Here is a 20,090-nt window from a genome sequence, read left to right as displayed (position 1 = left end):
CAAGCCTTGCTATTTTACTGTGTTTCGTTAATCTGAGATTGACTTGCCAAAGCAACGGCTTCAGCCACCCGAATGCCATCGATCCCTGCTGACCATATTCCGCCAGCATAGCCAGCCCCTTCGCCTGCAGGATACAATCCTTGGACATTGATACTTTGATAATTTTCATCACGTTTTATACAGATGGGGGAGGAAGTACGGGTTTCTACGCCAGTTAATAAACCGTCAGCTTTGGCAAAGCCATTGATTTGTCGATCAAAAGCCGGGATTGCTTCGCGAATGGCCTGAGTGACATAGTCTGGCACCACTTTACTTAAATCCGTTAATGTTACGCCTGGCGTATAAGAGGGCGAAACGTCACCTAGCTGCGCGCTTGGTTTTCCGACCAAGAAGTCGCCAATTAACTGTGCCGGCGCGTGGTAATTTTCACCGCCTGCGCTAAACGCGAGTTCTTCTAGTTGACGCTGCAGTTCAATCCCTGCTAATGGATGATCTGGATAATCCTGCTCCGGGGTAATACCCACAACAATGGCGCTATTGGCATTACGTTCGTGACGAGAATACTGACTCATACCGTTGGTGACTACGCGGCCTGGTTCAGAAGCTGCAGCTACAACGGTACCTCCTGGGCACATACAAAAACTGTAAACCGTTCGTCCGTTTTTACAGTGGTGGACCAGTTTGTAGTCGGCAGCGCCTAAAATGGGATTTCCGGCGTTATCGCCAAAGCGACATTGATCAATCATGCTTTGCTCATGTTCAATGCGAAAGCCTACTGAAAAAGGCTTTGCTTCAATGTAAACGCCTTGTTGATATAGAGATGCAAAGGTATCACGAGCACTGTGACCAACGGCTAGTATAACCTGCTTACAGCTTAAGTATTCGTCTCCTGATAAATGTAACCCTTTGATCTTGTAATTACTTTGGTCGCCTTCCAAGTCCAATTTTTCGACTCTTGTGCTGAAACGAATTTCACCGCCAAGCGCGATTATTTGCTCGCGCATCTTTTCCACCATATTGACTAACTTAAAGGTGCCAATATGGGGTTTGCTGACATACATTATCTCTTCGGGGGCACCAGCAGCGACAAATTCATGTAATACCTTACGACCATAATGTTTACGATCTTTGACCTGACTATAGAGTTTGCCATCGGAAAACGTACCGGCACCACCTTCGCCAAATTGCACATTTGATTCAGGGTTTAGAGGTTGTTTTCGCCAGAAGCCAAACGTGTCTTTTGTGCGCTCACGTACCGCCTTGCCTCGTTCTAACACAATGGGCTTGAACCCCATCTGAGCTAAAATTAAAGCCGCAAATAAGCCGCACGGTCCTAGGCCAACCACGACTGGTCGGTGTTTAAGCTCTGTGGGCGCTTGTGCAACAAATTTATAGCGCATATCGGGCGTGACTCGCACCCTAGGATCGCGCTCAAATTGTTGTAGTAGTGCAGTTTGGTCCTTAACTTCAACATCGAGTGTATAGATAAGTTGAATGTTTTTATTATTACGTGCGTCATAACCGCGCTTAAATAAGTCAAAGGAGATCAGTTGACTCTTATCGATATTGAGTTTCGTTAAAATGGCAAGTTCAAGTGCCTGTTCATCATGATCAAGGGGTAATTTAATATCGGTTAAACGCAGCATAACATTGTTACTCTTTTATCGCCGGACAGCCTTTCTGTCAGGGCGAGGTATTTTAAATCAGCTATGGTTTTATAGATAGCCCTGTTTAGACAGTTATAGCGGCAAATTGCGCGACTGAAATCATAAAGTAACTTGTGTTTTGACCGCGCTACTTTAAAATGCGTCAGCATGCCGAATCTTCAATTAATTAGCCCAACATGACCTTTGTAGTAACCGACAATTGCATTAAATGTAAATACACGGATTGTGTTGCCGTTTGCCCAGTAGATGCTTTTTTCGAAGGGCCCAATTTTTTGGTGATTGACCCCATCATTTGTATCGACTGCGCCTTGTGCGTTCCTGAATGCCCAGCTGACGCTATTTTTCAAGATACTGAGCTGCCAGCCGAACAAGTGCATTATTTAGAAATTAACGCGCAATTGTGCCAAGAATGGCCAAATATTACTGAGTTAAAAGCCGCACCAGCCGATGCCGATAAATGGAACGGAGTAGCGGAAAAATTGCCCTTATTAGAGCGATAGCGTCAACATAAAAGCAGCTAGCCTTTAAACCCTTTGGCAACGATATAAACTTCGCGGGAACGGGGACGAGAAGCCGCAGGTTTACGTATTAACACCTTATTAAACGACGTTTTGACATCTTTTACATATTCTTCGTAGCCCACACCTTGGAACACTTTAGCGCAAAAGCTGCCACCGGGTTTGAGTACGTTACGTGCCATATCTAGGGCTAATTCCACCAGATAAATTGAGCCGTATTGATCGGCGGCATTCACACCGCTGATGTTGGGTGCCATATCAGAGATGACCACATCGGCTTTTTCATTATTCAAAGTTTCGAGTATTTGCTCGTAAACTGCTTCTTCGGTGAAATCACCTTGGATAAAGGTAACGCCAACAATTCCGTCCATAGGCAAAATATCCGAAGCGATAACGCGTCCTTTATCGCCTACCCAAGGGGCAACAATTTGTGACCATCCACCAGGAGCAGAACCGAGATCCATCACGGTATTACCCGCGCGGATTAACTTATCTTTTTCGTTGATTTCAATCAGTTTGTAACTGGCACGAGAACGATAGCCATCGGCTTGGGCTTTCTTTACGTATGGGTCGTTGACGTGTTCGTCTAACCATTTCTTGCTGGTTTTTGATCGTGCCATAAAGTGAATCTGCTATTGGTATTACTAAAACGGCGCTTATTGTAAGCTGGCCCACTGGATTTGCAAATTCCTTCTGAGTTTAAGTTGTTAATTTAACCTGAACCGCTCTTTTTAGAGAACTTTTTGTCTAACTTAAATTTGCAAAGTGTTACCATTAGTTGCTTTCAAAAAGATTAATTACATTGAATATATTCTCCAGCCGACGTAGCAAACACGAGTTGTGTGAAATTGCTGGTTGTGCGATTTGTTTTATTAAGATCAAGACGTTAAAGGTTAGCTGATATGAAACTTGATGATGTTAAAAAGCTGCATCAGAAGAAATACCGCACACAATTCGGCCATTATTTGGTCGAAGGCGAACACCTTATTCTTGAGTTGCAAAAAGCCGCGAAGTCACAAGTCAATTTAGCCAATACCACTTTGTACGTGACCCAAGAATATCAAGATTGGGCAAACCAGTTAGATATGAATGCTAACATAGTCACGATTAATCAAAAGCAAATGAGCCAGATCAGCAATACCAAAACGCCACAGGGTATTATTGCCTGTGTACCCTTGCCAGATCTATCAGCAACTCAAGTTCCCGCAAAGCGGTTGCTCAACGAACGCTGCATCTACTTGCACGAAGTTCAAGACCCGGGCAATTTAGGCACGATATTGAGAACCCTCGCATGGTTTGGTCACTTTCGACTTTTACTAAGTGCCAATAGTGTGGATCCATTCAATCCCAAAGTGGTGCGGGCCAGCATGGGCGCAATTTTTCATGTCTCGATTGAACAAGATGTCGAGTTAAGCGACTTACAAAACCGATTTAACAAATTTGCTTATTTAGATATGCAAGGAACGCCAGTAAATTCTGCGCAGTTTGCTGATCACGAATGTTACTTATTTGGTAACGAAGCACGAGGTGTGCCCAGTGAAGCCTTGTCAGCGTGTAAAGCAGATGCATTTACTATCAAGGGAAATGGCAGCATTGATTCACTTAATTTAGCCAGTGCGGTAAATATATGCGTCTACCAATTGTCTATTTGATTTTCCACAAGTTTGCCTAACTCGTGTAAATAATAGCTTGTTAATCACACCGTAAAATCATCATCCAGTGACAAGAGATTTACTTGGATTAACTGAAAGCTTCCGTAGGTATTTAATTATAGTGAGTGACTGACAAGTACAAGTCGTATCGCTTTTCTTACTTGCCAGATCACACTTACCTAAGACGTTACTCGTCTAGTGGCGTATTGAAGTCTTCTGAGAGCTCGAAATCACCTGTGACGCTAGCCACTCTGTCTTCTTTAAACTCAATAATGAGTTCTTTACGGAAGTCTTCGCCACGCTTGCGCATGCCGCGTTTCATTTCGTAGACATAGTACCAGGTGTCATGATCAAACGAGTCTTGAACTACGGGCCTACCAAGAACATATATAACTTGTTCTTTGGTCATTTCGATACGCAGTTGATCAACATCCTTTTGTTGCAAAAAGTTTCCTTGCGGAACGTCAATACGATAAATCCAATCGACACAACCGGATAAAAACAAACTAGTGCATAGGATTATTAACAGACTTTTATACTTCATCGACTCATTCATTGTTAAAGATTAATTGTTCGAAAGCTTCTTCAGCTCATTCAAGAGGTGCATGCTAACCTACCAAGCATTGGTCAATCAATCTTTAATCGGTATTACTGGTAGCTTCCAAGCAGTTCTTTTGCGTTGGCCAATGCGGTTTCAGTCATGGTATCTCCAGCTAGTAGACGTGCTAACTCCTCAATTCGTTCAATTTCATTTAAACAAATCATATGTGTTTCAGTGGTCTTCTTATCAGAGAACTTGGTAACAAACATCTGTTGATGCCCACTGGCTGCCACTTGAGGTAAGTGAGTCACACATATGACCTGACAAGAATGACCTAGTTTGCGTAACAATTTACCGACTACAGAAGCGGTAGGACCGCTAATGCCTGTGTCTACTTCATCAAAGATCATGGTTGGAATTTCATTGCCATTGGCACTGATCACTTGCAAGGCTAATCCGACTCTGGAAAGCTCGCCCCCCGAGACAACTTTGTCCAACACATCAGCGGTCATGCCAGGGTTGGTGGAGATTAAAAACTGAACTTTATCTAATCCATTAGCGTTTGCGTGCGCGTGTTCGTCAAATTTGACATCTACTGCAAACTTAGCGTTAACCATGTTCATTGAATGAATATGTTTTTCCACTTCTTTGGCTAATCGTTTAGCCGCGCTAAGTCTTGATTGGCTGAGTTTACTCGCCAGCTTTATATAATCTTTTGAATATTCATCTAGCGATTGTTGTAGCTCATCAAGTGATTCGTCATCAGACGATAATTGGTTTAACTCATTTGCCAATCCTTGGTGATATTCAAACAACTCTTCTGGCCGTACATTGTGTTTACGTGCAAGAGCCAACGCCTGAGAGAATCGTTGCTCAACGTGATGCAAGCGCATAGGGTCAATCTCTAAACCCTCGGTATAAGAGCGCAACTGACCTGAGGCTTCATCGATATTAATAAGCGCTTCGTTAAGGATAGCGACAATAGGAGACAACTCTGCGTCGTGCTCTTCGAGTTCACTTAGCATATCGATACTTGACTGTACTGCATTCAACGCGCAACTTTCGTCGGCATCAAATAACTTATAAAAACTTTTTTGGGCGCTTTCGAGTAATGCTTGGCTGTTACTCAAACGCTTATGTTCTATCTCTAACTCAGAAAATTCGTTTTCTTCAAGGTTGAACTCATTTAGCTCTTTGACTTGGTAGGTTAATAAGCTTTTTCTATCCGCCCGCTGTTGCTGACCAGCCATAAGTGCTTCGAGCTGTTTTTCCACATCATGCAAACGCTTAAAGGCTGTTTTAACGTTTTTAAGCAGGGTGGGGTGCTCTGCGTAGTTATCCAGTACATTTCGTTGTACATCACTTTTTAGTAGTTGTTGATGGGCATGTTGACCGTGGATACTGACCAACTGGCTGCCTAGTGAACGAAGTTGCTGTAACGACACCGCAATGCCATTGATGTAGGCTTTTGAGCGACCTTCAGCAGAAATGATCCGCCGTATCACGAGTTCAGATTGCAAATCATCATCTTCGAGCAGATCATGTTCAACTAACCAACGTGAGGCGTTATTAAGTTTACTCAGGTCAAAAGTGGCGCAGACATCGGCTTTATCACTGTTTGCTCTAACCATTCCTGCATCGGCTCTATCCCCCAAGCAAAGTCCCAGCGCATCAATTGCTATTGATTTTCCGGCACCCGTTTCGCCAGTAATGACACTTAATCCGCCATTAAAATCGATATCGAGCGCTTTAACAACGGCGAGGTTTTTGATTGAAAGATGAAGTAGCATAGAGCCCACATATGTTTATATATACAGTAACTGTAAATATATACATTAAATTTCATGTGTAAAGTAAAAATTGTGAAAAATACGTCTCGTTTTTGACTACTGTTGAATTAACAAATGCTTAGTAGAGTTTTGAGCCCCAACCGAGCTTGGTGCGCAGCACATTAAAATAGTTGTAATCTTTAGGGTGAATGAGCGATAGCCGATCTTTGTTCTTACGGATCCGTATTTCATCACCCGGCAGCACAGTAAGTGCGATGTGGCTATCACAGCTAACTTGTAAGTTGTCGGTGTTGTCAAATGAGACTTTGGTGCGAATAACCGAGTTTGCATCAACCACAATGGGACGACTACTCAGTGTGTGTGGGAACATAGGAACCAACGTGACCGCATCTAGATTCGGCGTCAATATTGGTCCACCACCTGACAAGGAGTAAGCGGTTGAACCGGTTGGCGTTGCTACAATCAGGCCATCCGAGCGTTGACTGAAAACGAAGTTATCATCGATATATACCTCAAACTCCATCATGTGCGCCACTTTACCGTGATGCAAAACCACTTCATTTATCGCCGAGTTTGAGCTTTGTTGTGCGCCGTCACGGTACACTTCAACTTGCAAAATAAAACGTTGCTCACGAACACACTCGCCTTGGAATATAGACTCCAATTGACGTTCAATGTCATCTGGGTTGATATCTGTTAAGAATCCAAGGTTGCCGCGGTTTACTCCCACTACGGCGACATCATGTTTGGCTAATATTCGTGCTGCACCTAACATGTTGCCATCACCGCCAACCACAATCGCTAAGTCAGCCTGAAGTCCAATCTCTTCCAAATCAGCGGCCTCAAAGCCATTGCCATGCAGCATGCTGGTCACTTTGCTTTCGACCAAAATGCGACAGCCTTTTTGCTTTAAAAACTGCAAAATAGCGTTAAGGCTTTTGTTCGCGCCTTCATGGGCAGGCTTGCCGATTAGACCGATGGTTTTAAATGGCATAGGGTTTGTTTGACAATCACGGTTGCGTTAAGTGAAATGCAGTATAACCATGCTTTTTGCTTAAAACCAAGAGCAAAAGTCAATGTCGACTATCTTGCTGTCCAACCACCGTCTATCACAATCGCTTGAGCGGTGATATTTCGCGCCGCATCACTGATCAAAAATTCCGCACTGGCGGCCAATTCATCCACCTCAATGAACGCCTTTTTAGGCATGGGTTCAAGCATGATTTTGTTGATCACATCATCCTCGCTGATACCATTCTCAACTGCCTGAGCCGCAATCTGTTGCTCTACCAATGGCGTTTTTACATAAGCTGGACATAGGGTATTGACCGTTACATTACAATCGCCTGTTTCTAATGCCAAGGTCTTGGCAAAGCCCAATAATCCATGTTTGGCCGCGACATAAGCGGATTTGTACGGAGAGGCGACGATAGAATGCAACGAGCCAACATTGATAATACGGCCGAAATTCTGGGCGCGCATGCCAGGTAGAAATGCTTTGGATAGCAGGGCAGGGCCAACCAACATTATATTAATCAGCATTTGCCATTTTTGCGCTGGAAAGTCCTCCAACTTTGACACATGTTGTACCCCTGCATTGTTGATGAGAACGTCAATTGGCGCCCCCAATTTATCTGGCAGGGCCTCAATTTGAGTGACGTTGCTGACATCCAACTGGACATGTTCAACTGTTATACCAAGCGCTGCTAACTTGGCACAGGCGTGTTCACACGCCTGTGGATTGATATCGGCAATGATGATGTGATGACCTTGGGAGCCCAGATGCTGAGCAATACCCAGCCCTATACCACTGGCTCCACCAGTGATGAGAATTCGACGACTTTGCATAATTTCTCTCTTAGTTGACTTACTTTGATGCTGGTTGAGCGATTGATAACAGCATATTTTTTACTGCGCGGATTTGTTCGCCATCCGCGGTGGCGTAGTCCTCACCTGTATATCCCCACCAATCCCAACATCCTTGCGGATTTAATGGCATCATCATTGATGACTTAGTTTGTGGGTAGAGCACCACCAAATTATTGGTGTCAGCCCATTGGTTCAAGCCATTGTGCTGTACAAATTGTTGGCCAACAGCCTCGGCATTTTGATTACAGCCGTGAAAACTAACATGGACTTCACATTGTTCCTTATCAGCACATTGGGCAGGAACATAGGCATAGCCTAAATCCGCTAATGACGATGCGTCTTTACCGCCGAGCTGTTGTTGATCAAAGGTCACTACTTTGCCTGATAAAGTGGTTGCCTTAGGATTGAGTTCTGTTTTTAAAAACGTCAAAAATTCACCAGCAGCATCATAATTACAATTACCAATGAAAGGCGACTCTGAGGTGTCACAAGCACTACCGAAGTTGGTGGTGGGGAGCAAATGCGCCATTGCTTTATCGTCGACGTAACGAATTTGTGCTTCTGGCACCCAGGTTTTGTATTGTTGATATAATGCTTGAGTGACGGGCTCGACTATTTTGCTGTCCAAGGTGCCGTGGAACAGCCAAACACGGCTGTTTTTTAAATTGTCTGTCGAGGCTATCTTTGCCTGTTGCTGATAATTTTGAATTTGCTTTTGCAGCTGTTCTAACGATAATTCATCGCTGGTTTTATTCACACACAAAGTCAAAGCAGTACTAATTGAGCCTTGTGCACAATAGTAAGGACCGGCAGCAAGAATAGCTGCGCCATCAACCCAGTCTGAATGGGCCAAATGGAATTGGTTTGCCATATATCCGCCACTAGATAATCCAGATACCGTGATTTTGTCGATATTGATATTTAGCTCTGGCAAGGCGGCATGAATTGAAAAACTGCATAGTCCAAGCGCGAGGGGGGCGATGATTTTCATGACTATTTCCTTATTGGTCTTGCAAAAATGTGCGAATAGATTGTGCGTGGCGTTCAATGCCAACCACCCCTTCTAGATGTCCAAGATCGCCGTCAACTACCACCAATTGTGAGTTTTTGTTGAGCTTCTCCAGTTGTGCATGGGTGTCTTTAGCGTGATATGGCATTAACAATAAATCTGAACTTGCGGTTACAAACAGGGTTTTAGCTTTGATTTTATTTAGGGCATGCTCAATGTTATCGCCATGTCCGGCGATGAATAATTGACAAGCACGAACTAAATACAACAAATGGTTGGCATCCATCGAAGTCGCGCGCTGTTTAGCACGAGAACGCAACCAATCAACAATGCTGTGAGATTGTCTGATATCTGCAAGAGGAGAAGATTCTTGGGCTGAATAATTCATTTCACCGCTTCCGACTTGATTAAAAAACGCGGGTGTTAAGGCATTTTGCGTGATCAACATCAATGAGGCAGCTAATCCATCGAGCGGAGCCGATGAGTCGTAATAATTTCCTTGTTGCCAGTTTGCATCAAGCTTTATCGGTGTCGCCCAATGCTCCAAATAAGCGGTAGTCCAAGCATCAGATTGGCTAGAGCCTATGACCGATACCATCCGTTGTACCCACTCAGGATAAGCAACTGCCCATTCAATCGCCTGCATTGAGCCCATTGAGGGACCAACAACGGCAAACAATTGTTGAATGCCGAGTGACTCCAATACGGCTTTTTGCACGTTGACAAAATCTCGTATGGTGACAACCGGAAAATCTAAACCATAAGGTTTGCCGGTATCGGGGTTGATTGACGCCGGCCCCGTGGTGATCACATACGGATCATGAACGCCAAGATTTGCCAAACTATCTACACTGATGACGAAGAAGCGGTTAGTATCAATGGCCTTTCCTGGACCAATGAGAGCATCCCAGTATCCACTTGCCTTATCGTCAGCTCGATACTTTCCGGCCGCATGGGAGTTACCGGTAAAATAGTGAGTTACCAATATGACATTGGATTTATCGGCATTGAGTTCACCATAACTTTCCCAGCCAACGGTAACTTGCTTGATTGTTTTGCCTGCAAAGGTCTCAAAGTTGTCCATGCTAAAAGCTTGCTTTGTGACTAACAACTGCGCATTTGCGCTAAGTGCTAGTAAGGTTAACAGGGCGAATAATAGTCTATGCATTTGCAATCTTTTTCCTTAGAACCAGTTAAATAGCGCAATCGCCAAGCACAAGCCTAACAACGGAATAACAACCGTTAATGCACCCACGGCCCAATAAGCACGTTGGTGAGTTTCATGGCAAATGGCACGGATAGTGGTTACTACGTAGCCATTGTGTGGCAGAGAATCTAGTGCGCCAGACGAGATGGACACGATGCGATGTAATTGTTCTGGATCAACGCCTTGATCCATATAATGTGGACCAACAAGGGGCAGGGCAATAGCTTGGCCGCCAGACGCTGAACCGGTTAAGCCCGCAATAACGCTAACCGCAATAGCTGCGCCAATTAATTCATTGCCTGGAATGCTGGTCATCACTAAAACCGCTTGTTGAAAGGCTTCGGTAGATTTGGCAATAGTGCCAAAACCGACCACCGCAGCGGTGTTACCGATGGCAACTAACGCGCCCGTTGTGCCTAAACTTACTGCCGTTTTAATATCATGAAAGTATTTATAATTAATGATCATCAAGGTCAATACACCGCCACCTAAGGCAATGATTAAGGCCATTTGTTGTAACGATTCGTGAAAGGTAAATGACAACACCAGTACCACTAATAGCGGAATTAACCCCGTAATAGGATGAGGGTAGTCTCGCTCTGGAATAACGGGATCATGATCTTTGACTTCAAAGCGCTCGCCAGCAGCTAAGGCTTTGTTGATCATCTTTCTTATCCACCAAAAACCCAACGATGCCATAAAGATAGCCACGACTAAACTGACCTCCCAGCCTGCAAAAGGAGAGGTGCCAAGGTACTTAATTGGGATCCAGTTTTGGATCTCGGGTGAACCTGCGGATGTCATGGTAAAGGTCACCGAGCCAAAAGCTAAGGCTGCTGGGATAAAACGTCTAGGTAAATCGGCGTCTTTAAAAAGACTCAGGGCCATGGGGTAGACAGAGAAGGCCACTACGAACACACTTACGCCGCCGTAGGTCAAAATGGCACAGGCAATAACCACCGCCGCGACGGCATGTTGCTTACCCAGTTTATTGATAATGGCTCTAGCAACCGCATCAGCAGCCCCCGTATCTTCCATGAATTTGCCAAACAAGCTGCCGAGCAAAAACATAAAAAACCATGCTGCGACAAAGCCAGCAAACCCTTGCATATAGGTTTCGACAAAATTTAGCTCACCAACAAACACCGGTAACCCACTGGTCATTGCAACAATTAAAGCGCACAGTGGAGCGGCAATAAAGAGGTTCATTCCTCTAATCGTGAGGATAATGAGAAGCACCAAGCCGCCAATTAAACCAATAAGACTGAGCATGTTCTTTCCTTTGTTATTACGTCATGATCAAACACTCTGTGACCGCAGGTGATTACATCATACCTATAGTGTTCATGTTTTTTGTCCGCTGGGACATAGTACTATGGTACTAAGGCAATCTGTTGAGTTCTCGATTAGAGTATGACTCTCTTGCTGTGACCGCAGTTGTTCTACACAACAAATATAAAAAACGAAACTGTGTAAAAAAGGACACCATAATGAAAACTACCAAAACACACGCGCATCCACATCGATTCAAGCTATCTACCTTAGCTTGTGCAGTGGCTTTATCAAGTATGTCTGCCAACCTGCTGGCTCAAGAAACAAAAGGTGGCTTAGAAAAAATTGAAGTGACTGCCCGTAAAACGGTGGAAACATTACAAGAAGTGCCTATTGCGGTGACTTCTGTCGGGGCGGCTAAACTCGAAGAAATCGGTGCATCGGTTATCACTGAAATCGCACAGTTCTCGCCAAACACGACCTTGCAAACCAGTCGCGGTACCAACTCAACATTAACCGCCTTTATTCGTGGTGTTGGCCAACAAGATCCGCTGTGGGGTTATGAGCCTGGCGTCGGGATTTATATCGACGATGTTTACGTGGCACGTCCTCAAGGTGCAGTACTTGACCTGTTGAATGTTGAGCGAGTCGAAGTATTACGCGGTCCACAAGGTACGCTATATGGTAAAAATACCATTGGTGGTGCGATTAAATACGTAACCAAAGCAATGACGGGTGATCCAACATTGAACGTCCGCGCCACTGTGGGCAGCTACGGACAAAAAGATCTCAAAGTCACCGGCCAACTGCCGTTGGTTGATAACAAACTCTACATCGGTGCTGGTTTTGCCAGCTTAAACCGCGACGGATTTGGGACTTTTTTACAATCTGCCGTGCCAAATCAAGATACCGAGAACTACAACAAAGACGTTACCGCTGCGCGCTTAACATTGGAATTCACTCCAACAGATGATTGGTTTTTCCGATTAGGCTGGGATAAAACCAAAGATACTTCTAATTCTAAAGGTGGCTTCAGGTTGCTTCCTAGTGTGTTAACTGACGCGCCTGTACCAGATAGCGTATATGACTCTTACACTAGCTTACCCACTGAAAACTTGGTGGAATTGGAAGGCATTAGCTTCATGGCACAGTGGACAGTGACGGATTCGTTGTCGCTGAAATACATAGGTTCATCCAGAGAAAGCTACTCTCCGACCAACATTGATTTTGATAACACGGCCATCGATATCTTTGATGTGCCTGCTATCTACGAAGATGAAAATACCACGCATGAGTTACAAGCCTTTTACGGTGGCGATAGTTTTTCACTTGTGAGTGGCCTGTACTATTATGACGGTGAGTCTTGTGGGCAATTTGAAGCTATCTTAGGTTTCCTCGGACGCGCTGCATTTGGCGTACCTGGCCTAACGCGCGAAGTTAGCGGTTGTAACAACAGTGAAAGCGTCGCAGTTTATGCACAAGCATCAATTGACTTGTCTGAAGACTTATCGATGACCCTTGGTGCGCGTTACACCGACGAAGAAAAACAAGCCTATGTTAATAACGGTTTGATATTCGACAACGTGTATCCTGAAACCAATTGGATCCCAGGTTATGTGCGCCCAGATGGCCAACTAGTGCCACAAGTGTTGGGTTCTGATAGTGATGGTGATGGTACGTTAGATGCGCCAGCGTCAAAAAGCTGGAGTCGTTTTACGCCTAGAATTGGCCTAGAGTATCAAGCTAATGATGACATGATGTTATTTGCTAGTTTCTCGCAAGGATTCAAATCGGGTACTTTCAACCCTAGAGCGACAGTAAATGAGCCTGCGGTTGATCCAGAAATTGTAGATTCTTTCGAAGTAGGGATGAAAGCCGATTGGTCAGACACTCTGCGTACCAACTTGACATTTTTTGCTCTGGACCACAAAGACCGTCAATACATTTCAGTGTTACCGGGCGAAAGCTCAACGGACCTAAATCAATTTTTAGGGAACGTGGGTAAATCGAATTCAAAGGGCTTGGAAGCTGAGATCACCTATGCCGCTTCTGATAACTTAACCTTTGATATTGCTTTAGGTTTTATCGACCCTGAGTTTGAAGAGGTGCTTGAGCAAACAGTTGATGGCCCTATCAATATTGCAGATAGCTTTTCAATTTCTAATACACCTAAAACCACCGCTAATTTTGCCATGAACTATGTGATGGAAACCGGCAGTGGTGATGTAGTATTTAATGCCAATTATTACTACCGCGGAGACTATAGCTTGTTTGAACAAGATAACTTGTTGAATCAAGAAAGCTATGGTCTGCTTAATTTGAGTGTGGTTTGGTACAGCGATGATGGTCATTGGAATGTGGGATTACATGGTAAGAACCTCACCGATGAACAATATCTTGTGGGCGGCTACCAATTTGTAACGCCTGATCCAAGCGACCCCAGTGATATCAGTAAGTACACCCCCGGTTTAGGTGGTGATAACACGCTGATCGGTTATTACGGTGATCCAAGAACGGTTCATTTGACCGTGGGTTACTCTTTCTAAGTTCTATTGTGTTGTGTGTCTTGTGTTTTGGGCGGCTCTGCCGCCCTTTTTTATGTTTACCACAATAACAACTTGAGGTTATCCATTGCCTCTTTTATGCTCTTTACTTCCTTTTCTGTTAGGTTTGAAAAAGTGGTTCCATGTCTGTAAAAGCGCTTATCGCCGATGATCATCCATTATTTCGTGTGGCTCTTAAGCAAGCCATCAGTACCTTGCTTGATGATGATATTAAAGAAAGCGCCAGCCTGACTGAAACCCTTAATATGCTGCAAGCCAATAGCGATATTGAGCTGGTGTTCCTCGATCTGAATATGCCGGGCAACGATGGTTTATTTGGCTTAAGTCAAATCCGCTTGCGTCACCCCGATGTATTGGTGGTGATTGTCTCTGGCGAGGAAAAGCTACAGATAATTCAAAATGCCATGAACCTTGGTGCCAGTGGTTTTATTCCCAAATCCAGCTCGTTGGAAGATATTGCCGATGCCATAGAGAAGGTGTTGGACGGAAGACAGTGGTTACCCGAACATCTTGCTGAACGCGTTAAGGCAGAATTGCCCAGTGAAGAGTCAGAGTTTGCCAAAAATCTAGAACAACTCACACCTCAGCAATTTGTGGTGCTTAAAATGATGGCCGACGGTCTGTTAAATAAGCAAATTGCTTATGAGCTAGGCATAAAAGAAACTACCATTAAACAGCACGGTTCAGCCATTTTGAAAAAGCTAAATTTGAACAACCGCACGCAAGCCGGTGTGTTATTCAAGCAATTGATGAATCAGTCTTAAAAATACTGTCATCCGAGTGCGAAAAATCCATCATGCCCGAGTGTAAGGAGCACCGTCACCCGACCGCGCAAAATACCGTCATGCCCGAGTGCTCTTGTCGGGTATCTGTGTGGCATTTCTGTGTAGTTGAACGAGATCCCCACTAACTACATGTGGGGATGACAGGGATAGGGATGCGAAAAATCCGTCATGCCCGAGTGCTCTTGTCGGGTATCTGCTTGATATCACTGTGTAGTTGAACGAGATCCCCACTAACTACATGTGGGGATGACAGGGATAGGGATGCGAAATACACCGTCATGCCCGAGCGTGCAAAACGCACCGTCACCCGAGCGCGCAAAATACCGTCATGCCCGAGTGCTCTTGTCGGGTATCTGTGTGGCATTTCTGTGTAGTTGAACGAGATCCCCACTAACTACATGTGGGGATGACAGGGATAGGGATGCGAAATACACCGTCATGCCCGAGTGTAAGGAGCACCGTCATGCCCGAGTGCTCTTGTCGGGTTTCTGCATGATATCACTGTGTAGTTGAACGAGATCCCCACTAACTACATGTGGGGATGACGGGGATAAGGAAGTGGGGATGACAGGGATAATGATGTGGGGATGACGAGGAGCGAGACGTGGAACTAACGGCAGTTACAACCGAGCGCAAAACGCACCGTCATGCCCGAGCGCGCAAAATACCGTCATGCCCGAGTGCTCTTGTCGGGTATCTGCATGATATCACTGTGTAGTTGAACGAGATCCCCACTAACTACATGTGGGGATGACGGGGATAGGGAAGTGGGGATGACAGGGGATAAGAAGTGGGGATGACGGGGATAAGAAGTGGGGATGACGGGGATAAGGAAGTGGGGATGACGGGGATAATGATGTGGGGATGACAGGGATAACGATGTGGAGATGACGGGCCGGTCGGGTAGGTAGACCGAGCGTACTAACTTTTAGAAAGTTAATCTTGGCTAACCACTTTTGATTGTCGCAACATGCGTTTTAGTGCGGCGCTTTTAAGTGGTTTGGGCAAAAACAGCAATTCGTTTTCTAATGCTTGTGTGCGAATTTCGTCACTGCGATCTGATGAGTTTAGGATCCCTATGATGGTCGATTGTGCATTGTTTTGCCGACCTCGCTGTAGAGAAACAACTCTCCGAACTTCATTGGCAATATCAATCCCCGTTTGATTTTCATCTAAATGGTAATCTAGGATCATCAAATCAATGTTAACGTCTCGGATCTTCTCTTCGATTTCCTCAACTCGAGTGATGCTAATAACAAGCGCGCCCCAACTGGTCAATAATTGGCTAACGGCCTCGCACGTTTGCGGGTCATTCTCCGCCAGAAGAATGGTTTTGCCTTGTAATATGAGTTGATTCAGCGCCATCTCTTTCTTGAAGTGGACTGCGGTTTTTATCGATTTAACGATGGGCACTTGGATTGAAAAGTGACTACCTTTGCCTAATTGAGACTTCACCGTGATAGGGTGGTCGAGCAAAGAGGCCAATTTATCCACTATGGTTAAACCCAGTCCTAAGCCAATGCTGGTATGCTGTTCACCCAATTGTTTAAACTCTTCGAATATATGCTTTTGGTCTTGATTTGAGATCCCCAGACCGGTATCCAACACACTGATTTTTAAACTGCCAGCTTGTCGCTTGCAACCTAGGACAATTTTACCTTGCTGGGTATAACGTACGGCATTTGACAATAGATTCTGAACTATCCGGCGCAATAAGGTTTTATCAGAGCGCACACTCAAACTCGATTTCACATAATGCAGCTCGATACCTTTTTGTTCCGCAATGATGGCAAACTCATTGGCCAACCCACTGAGTACTTCATCAATACAAAAGTCTTGAACGTGAGTTTGCAAGACGCCAGATTCTAATTTAGTCATATCCAATAACAAAGACAGTAACTCTTCGGCGCTGACTAGAGAGTCGTTTAGTGATTGACTGAGTTGTTTTATCTCTGGATCCGTGGATTTTTGTTGGATCATTTCGCCAAACAAGCTGGCCGCATTAAAGGGCTGCATTAAATCGTGGCCGGCTGCGGCAAGAAACTTGGTTTTGCTGTCGTTAGCTTGTTCGGCTTGTAATTTCGCGATGGAGAGGGCTTGATTGGATTGATTAAGCTCTTTAGTGCGCTGTGCAACTCTAAGTTCTAATTGTGACTTAGCCTGTTCCAGTTGATCTTGGATCCTAATGTATTCCGATATATCACTGTAAGTCGTGACATAACCTCCACCGGGAAGCGGACTGCCGTTCAATTCAATTACCTTGCCGTTAGGCTGCTTGCGCACATGTTTGTATAAGCTACCTTGGCGAATGTAGTCAATGCGCTTTTCTATTTCTTGCGGGCTATCTTGTTTACCACCTAGCAAACCGCGCTTGGCATTAAATTCCAACAATTCACGCATCGACAATCCGGCTTTAATAAAGTCAGCAGGGTAGTCGAATAATTCAATATAACGTTGGTTCCAAGCAATTAATTTCAAATCGGGATCGATCACGCTGATCCCTTGATGAATATGCTGAACGCTGGATTGTAATATCTCGTGATTGAATTGAAATGTTTGGGTGGCTTCTTCCATCCATCCCACTAGTTCTGGCAGCGGCACCTGATCTTGCTCTGATATCGCTGAAATTAGTATCCGAGCACTGGCACCACCAATTTTGCTAGCAAGGGCGTTTTCGATATCGTTGATAAGCGCCAAGCTAGCGTAACTTTGCGAGCTTAGCAATGCGGGTTGAATGTTTAAGCTTTGCCTTTCTTTTTCACTAAGTACGTTTTGCGTGAGGGCTAACAGTCTATCTATTTTTATTACTCTTACCGAGTTATTGGTTACTGAGTCTGTGGGGGAAGCAACGTTTTTATTCTTATACGCCAGCACCATGGCAACGATTGCATAGCAACATATATTTGCCAGCAAGCTGAACACAAATCCTTTACCTAAATCTAAATCTGTTGGTTTAGGATCAAAGTAATAACTGGAGGTAATACTGGGCCATAACAGCCAGATAAGCCATCCTGTGGCACCAACAAATAATCCAAGCAGCGCCGCATACCTATTGGCTCGCGACCAATATAGGCCAAGCAGCATCATCGGTAAGGTTTGCGCCAGCAAGGCCATCGCGATAATACCGCTGTTGACCAATGGTGTACCAGAGCTCACATCCCGATGATACAAATAGGAAACAGCCAGCACAGAAGCAATGGTAATTCGGCGGATCCACAATATGACCTTTGGTGTTAATGCGTCTTGGCGCTGATTGACGATACGCATTTTCAACCACAATGGAGTGACCAGATTGTTGGAGATCATGATACCTACCGCTAAACAGGCGACTACCACCATACTGGTTGCGGCAGCCAATCCGCCAATAAAACTGGCCAGCGCAATACCGGTTTGATTAGCAAATAATGGGATCGCCAACGCATAACTATCTGTCGATACTTGCTGCTCAGAAAAAAGTATGTGCCCAGCGATACCAATGGGCAGCACAAACGCGGTCATCATCACCAGATAAGCAGGTAAAAGCCACCGAGCAGTATGTAATTCGGTATCAGATTTGTTTTCAACAAAGTTGACATGGAATTGTCGCGGTAGACAGAACATCGCACAAATACCTAACAATACATGACTTAAGTAAACCCACACTGCAGGCTCGGCTTTGATAATTGTGTTGGCCGCTGGATTCGTTTGCGCCTGACCGAGTAGGTCAAACACGCCGTCAAATACCACGTAACACACATACAGCCCAACACTGACTAATGTGATCAGTTTCAATAGTGAGGCAAAGGCAATCGTTAACATCAAACCTGGCTTTTTACCTACCAGTTCAAATGACCTTGCTCCAAGGAAAATCGCTAGGATCGCCAGGGTCATTGCAACATATAAACCCATATTCGTAGAGGATTCATTGGTCAGCAGCTTTAAGCCATCTACTACTGAGTCCAGCTGTAAGGCGACGTAAGGAACAACACCGAAGAAACATAAAATGGTGACGCTGGTCGTTAATAGAATAGAGTGTTGGTATTGCATGCCAATAAAATCGGCCAGTGAACTGACATTATGTTGCTGTGATAAGCGCGCAATTTTTTTCACCACAGTGAAACCGAACAGCATTACAAAAATGACGCCTAAATACGTCGGCACGAATGCCCAGCCATATTGCGTTGCTTGTGTGGTAGTGCCAAAAAATGCCCAAGAAGTACAGTGCACTCCCAAAGCAAGACTATAAATAAAGGGGTGAGGCTTAGACTTATCCAAGAATCGATCACCTAAGTAACCGATCAAAAATAAAATAAGTAGATAACAAAAAATAACCGCTGATACGGAAAATACACTTAACATCAGTTTTAAGATTTCGCGTAATAAAAGGCTCAGCCAATAACTTTAACGCGTAAAAACCCAAGTTAATAGCGAAAAACCATGTCCAAATTAGGGTTTTTTGCCGATTCCTTAAAAAAACTGTTGTTTTGGCCCTTGAAGCCCAACAAAGCAACCCCATTAAACAAAGCAATTCAACAAATCCCAGTTCAAATGCAGTAATTAAGGTAATGGAGCAAGGCATGAGCAAAGAGCAGCAGCCGCAAGACGTAAATGAGCAACAAGCAGAGCACTCTGAAGAAAATGAGCAGACTCTTGATAATGAAGCGCAGCAATCGGCAGGTGAAAGTGAAGAGCAAGCACTGATCGCAGAATTGCAAGCGGCTTTGGCTAAATCTGAAGCCACGGTTTTAGAACAACGAGATTCCGTTTTACGTGCTAAAGCGGAAATGGAAAATGCTCGTCGCCGCGCTGAAGGTGAAGTTGAAAAAGCTCGGAAATTTGCTTTAGAGCGTTTTGCTGGCGAGTTATTGCCTGTTGCAGACAATCTAGAGCGAGCATTGCAGTTATCGGATCCCGAAAACGAAGCAATCAAGCCAATGATGGAAGGCGTCGACATTACCCTCAAATCTTTTATTTCGACAATTGAGAAGTTCGGATTAAAGGTTATTGACCCACAGGGTGAAGCGTTTAATCCAGAGTTGCATCAAGCAATGTCAATGCAAGAAAGTGCTGACGTGCCGCCAAACACAGTAATGGCGGTGATGCAAAAAGGTTACGAGATCAACGGCAGACTATTGCGTCCTGCCATGGTGATGGTGTCTAGAGCGGCTGAAGGCGGCGTGGATATCGAAGCTTAAACGGTTTTTTGGGGAGTTTTTTTGAATTTTAGTATTGAAAAA

The 20,090-nt window shown here is 44.6% G+C and carries 15 protein-coding genes; 5 read left to right on the top strand and 10 right to left on the bottom strand.

Annotated features, from left to right (window positions below; translation table 11 throughout):
- Positions 1 to 14 precede the first annotated feature (14 nt).
- Entirely contained in the window at positions 15 to 1,646 is a 1,632-nt protein-coding gene (locus ABD036_RS02890) for an NAD(P)/FAD-dependent oxidoreductase (protein WP_343856300.1), read from the bottom strand.
- A 197-nt stretch (positions 1,647 to 1,843) separates the two neighbouring features.
- On the opposite strand from ABD036_RS02890, the gene fdxA reads away from it, so the two are divergent.
- Positions 1,844 to 2,167, top strand: a complete 324-nt coding sequence (fdxA, locus tag ABD036_RS02885; RefSeq protein ID WP_343856298.1) for a ferredoxin FdxA — start codon at positions 1,844 to 1,846, stop codon at positions 2,165 to 2,167.
- 17 nt (positions 2,168 to 2,184) lie between these two features.
- On the opposite strand, the gene rlmE is transcribed toward fdxA, so the two are convergent.
- Positions 2,185 to 2,805, bottom strand: coding sequence for a 23S rRNA (uridine(2552)-2'-O)-methyltransferase RlmE (rlmE, locus tag ABD036_RS02880; RefSeq protein ID WP_343856297.1), 621 nt, complete (start codon positions 2,803 to 2,805; stop codon positions 2,185 to 2,187).
- A 282-nt stretch (positions 2,806 to 3,087) separates the two neighbouring features.
- Here rlmE and ABD036_RS02875 point away from each other — a divergent pair, with 282 nt between their 5' ends.
- The gene (locus ABD036_RS02875) at positions 3,088 to 3,837 is read left to right on the top strand and encodes a TrmH family RNA methyltransferase (RefSeq protein ID WP_343856296.1); all 750 of its coding nucleotides are present in this window, start codon (positions 3,088 to 3,090) and stop codon (positions 3,835 to 3,837) included.
- Between the two features lie 187 nt (positions 3,838 to 4,024).
- On the opposite strand, the gene ABD036_RS02870 is transcribed toward ABD036_RS02875, so the two are convergent.
- The 7 genes from ABD036_RS02870 to ABD036_RS02840 form a co-directional block, all read right to left on the bottom strand.
- Positions 4,025 to 4,381, bottom strand: coding sequence for an outer membrane protein assembly factor BamE (locus tag ABD036_RS02870; RefSeq protein WP_343856294.1), 357 nt, complete (start codon positions 4,379 to 4,381; stop codon positions 4,025 to 4,027).
- Positions 4,382 to 4,485: 104 nt separating this feature from the next.
- Complete coding sequence (recN, locus tag ABD036_RS02865; protein WP_343856293.1) at positions 4,486 to 6,168, bottom strand: DNA repair protein RecN; 1,683 nt, start codon at positions 6,166 to 6,168, stop codon at positions 4,486 to 4,488.
- Positions 6,169 to 6,286: 118 nt separating this feature from the next.
- Complete coding sequence (gene nadK, locus ABD036_RS02860; protein ID WP_343856292.1) at positions 6,287 to 7,162, bottom strand: NAD(+) kinase; 876 nt, start codon at positions 7,160 to 7,162, stop codon at positions 6,287 to 6,289.
- An 89-nt stretch (positions 7,163 to 7,251) separates the two neighbouring features.
- Positions 7,252 to 8,016: a 3-hydroxybutyrate dehydrogenase gene (locus tag ABD036_RS02855; protein WP_343856291.1), complete on the bottom strand. Its 765-nt coding sequence runs from the start codon at positions 8,014 to 8,016 to the stop codon at positions 7,252 to 7,254.
- A 19-nt stretch (positions 8,017 to 8,035) separates the two neighbouring features.
- Positions 8,036 to 9,028 (bottom strand): extracellular catalytic domain type 2 short-chain-length polyhydroxyalkanoate depolymerase, encoded by a 993-nt coding sequence (locus ABD036_RS02850; RefSeq protein WP_343856289.1) that lies wholly within the window; start codon positions 9,026 to 9,028, stop codon positions 8,036 to 8,038.
- A 10-nt stretch (positions 9,029 to 9,038) separates the two neighbouring features.
- A complete protein-coding gene (locus ABD036_RS02845) occupies positions 9,039 to 10,214 on the bottom strand; it encodes an E22 family MetX-like putative esterase (protein ID WP_343856288.1) in 1,176 nt (391 codons plus the stop codon).
- 15 nt (positions 10,215 to 10,229) lie between these two features.
- Positions 10,230 to 11,525 carry a GntP family permease gene (locus ABD036_RS02840; protein ID WP_343856287.1) on the bottom strand — a complete coding sequence of 432 codons (1,296 nt, stop codon included), beginning with the start codon at positions 11,523 to 11,525 and terminating at the stop codon, positions 10,230 to 10,232.
- Between the two features lie 218 nt (positions 11,526 to 11,743).
- Here ABD036_RS02840 and ABD036_RS02835 point away from each other — a divergent pair, with 218 nt between their 5' ends.
- Both ABD036_RS02835 and ABD036_RS02830 read left to right on the top strand, forming a co-directional pair.
- Positions 11,744 to 14,071: a TonB-dependent receptor gene (locus tag ABD036_RS02835; RefSeq protein ID WP_425542537.1), complete on the top strand. Its 2,328-nt coding sequence runs from the start codon at positions 11,744 to 11,746 to the stop codon at positions 14,069 to 14,071.
- A 140-nt stretch (positions 14,072 to 14,211) separates the two neighbouring features.
- Positions 14,212 to 14,853, top strand: a complete 642-nt coding sequence (locus tag ABD036_RS02830; RefSeq protein WP_343856285.1) for a response regulator — start codon at positions 14,212 to 14,214, stop codon at positions 14,851 to 14,853.
- A 957-nt stretch (positions 14,854 to 15,810) separates the two neighbouring features.
- Here the strand turns inward: ABD036_RS02830 and ABD036_RS02825 are convergent.
- Positions 15,811 to 19,128 carry a PAS domain-containing hybrid sensor histidine kinase/response regulator gene (locus ABD036_RS02825; RefSeq protein WP_343856284.1) on the bottom strand — a complete coding sequence of 1,106 codons (3,318 nt, stop codon included), beginning with the start codon at positions 19,126 to 19,128 and terminating at the stop codon, positions 15,811 to 15,813.
- Between the two features lie 302 nt (positions 19,129 to 19,430).
- On the opposite strand from ABD036_RS02825, the gene grpE reads away from it, so the two are divergent.
- Positions 19,431 to 20,048, top strand: coding sequence for a nucleotide exchange factor GrpE (gene grpE, locus ABD036_RS02820; protein WP_343856283.1), 618 nt, complete (start codon positions 19,431 to 19,433; stop codon positions 20,046 to 20,048).
- Positions 20,049 to 20,090 lie beyond the last annotated feature (42 nt).

It is taken from the genome of Aliiglaciecola litoralis (assembly GCF_039523355.1).
GTDB classification, from domain to species: domain Bacteria; phylum Pseudomonadota; class Gammaproteobacteria; order Enterobacterales; family Alteromonadaceae; genus Aliiglaciecola; species Aliiglaciecola litoralis.
The sequence above is the reverse complement of the archived record's forward strand: the minus strand, read 5'-3'. Positions and strand labels throughout refer to the sequence as shown.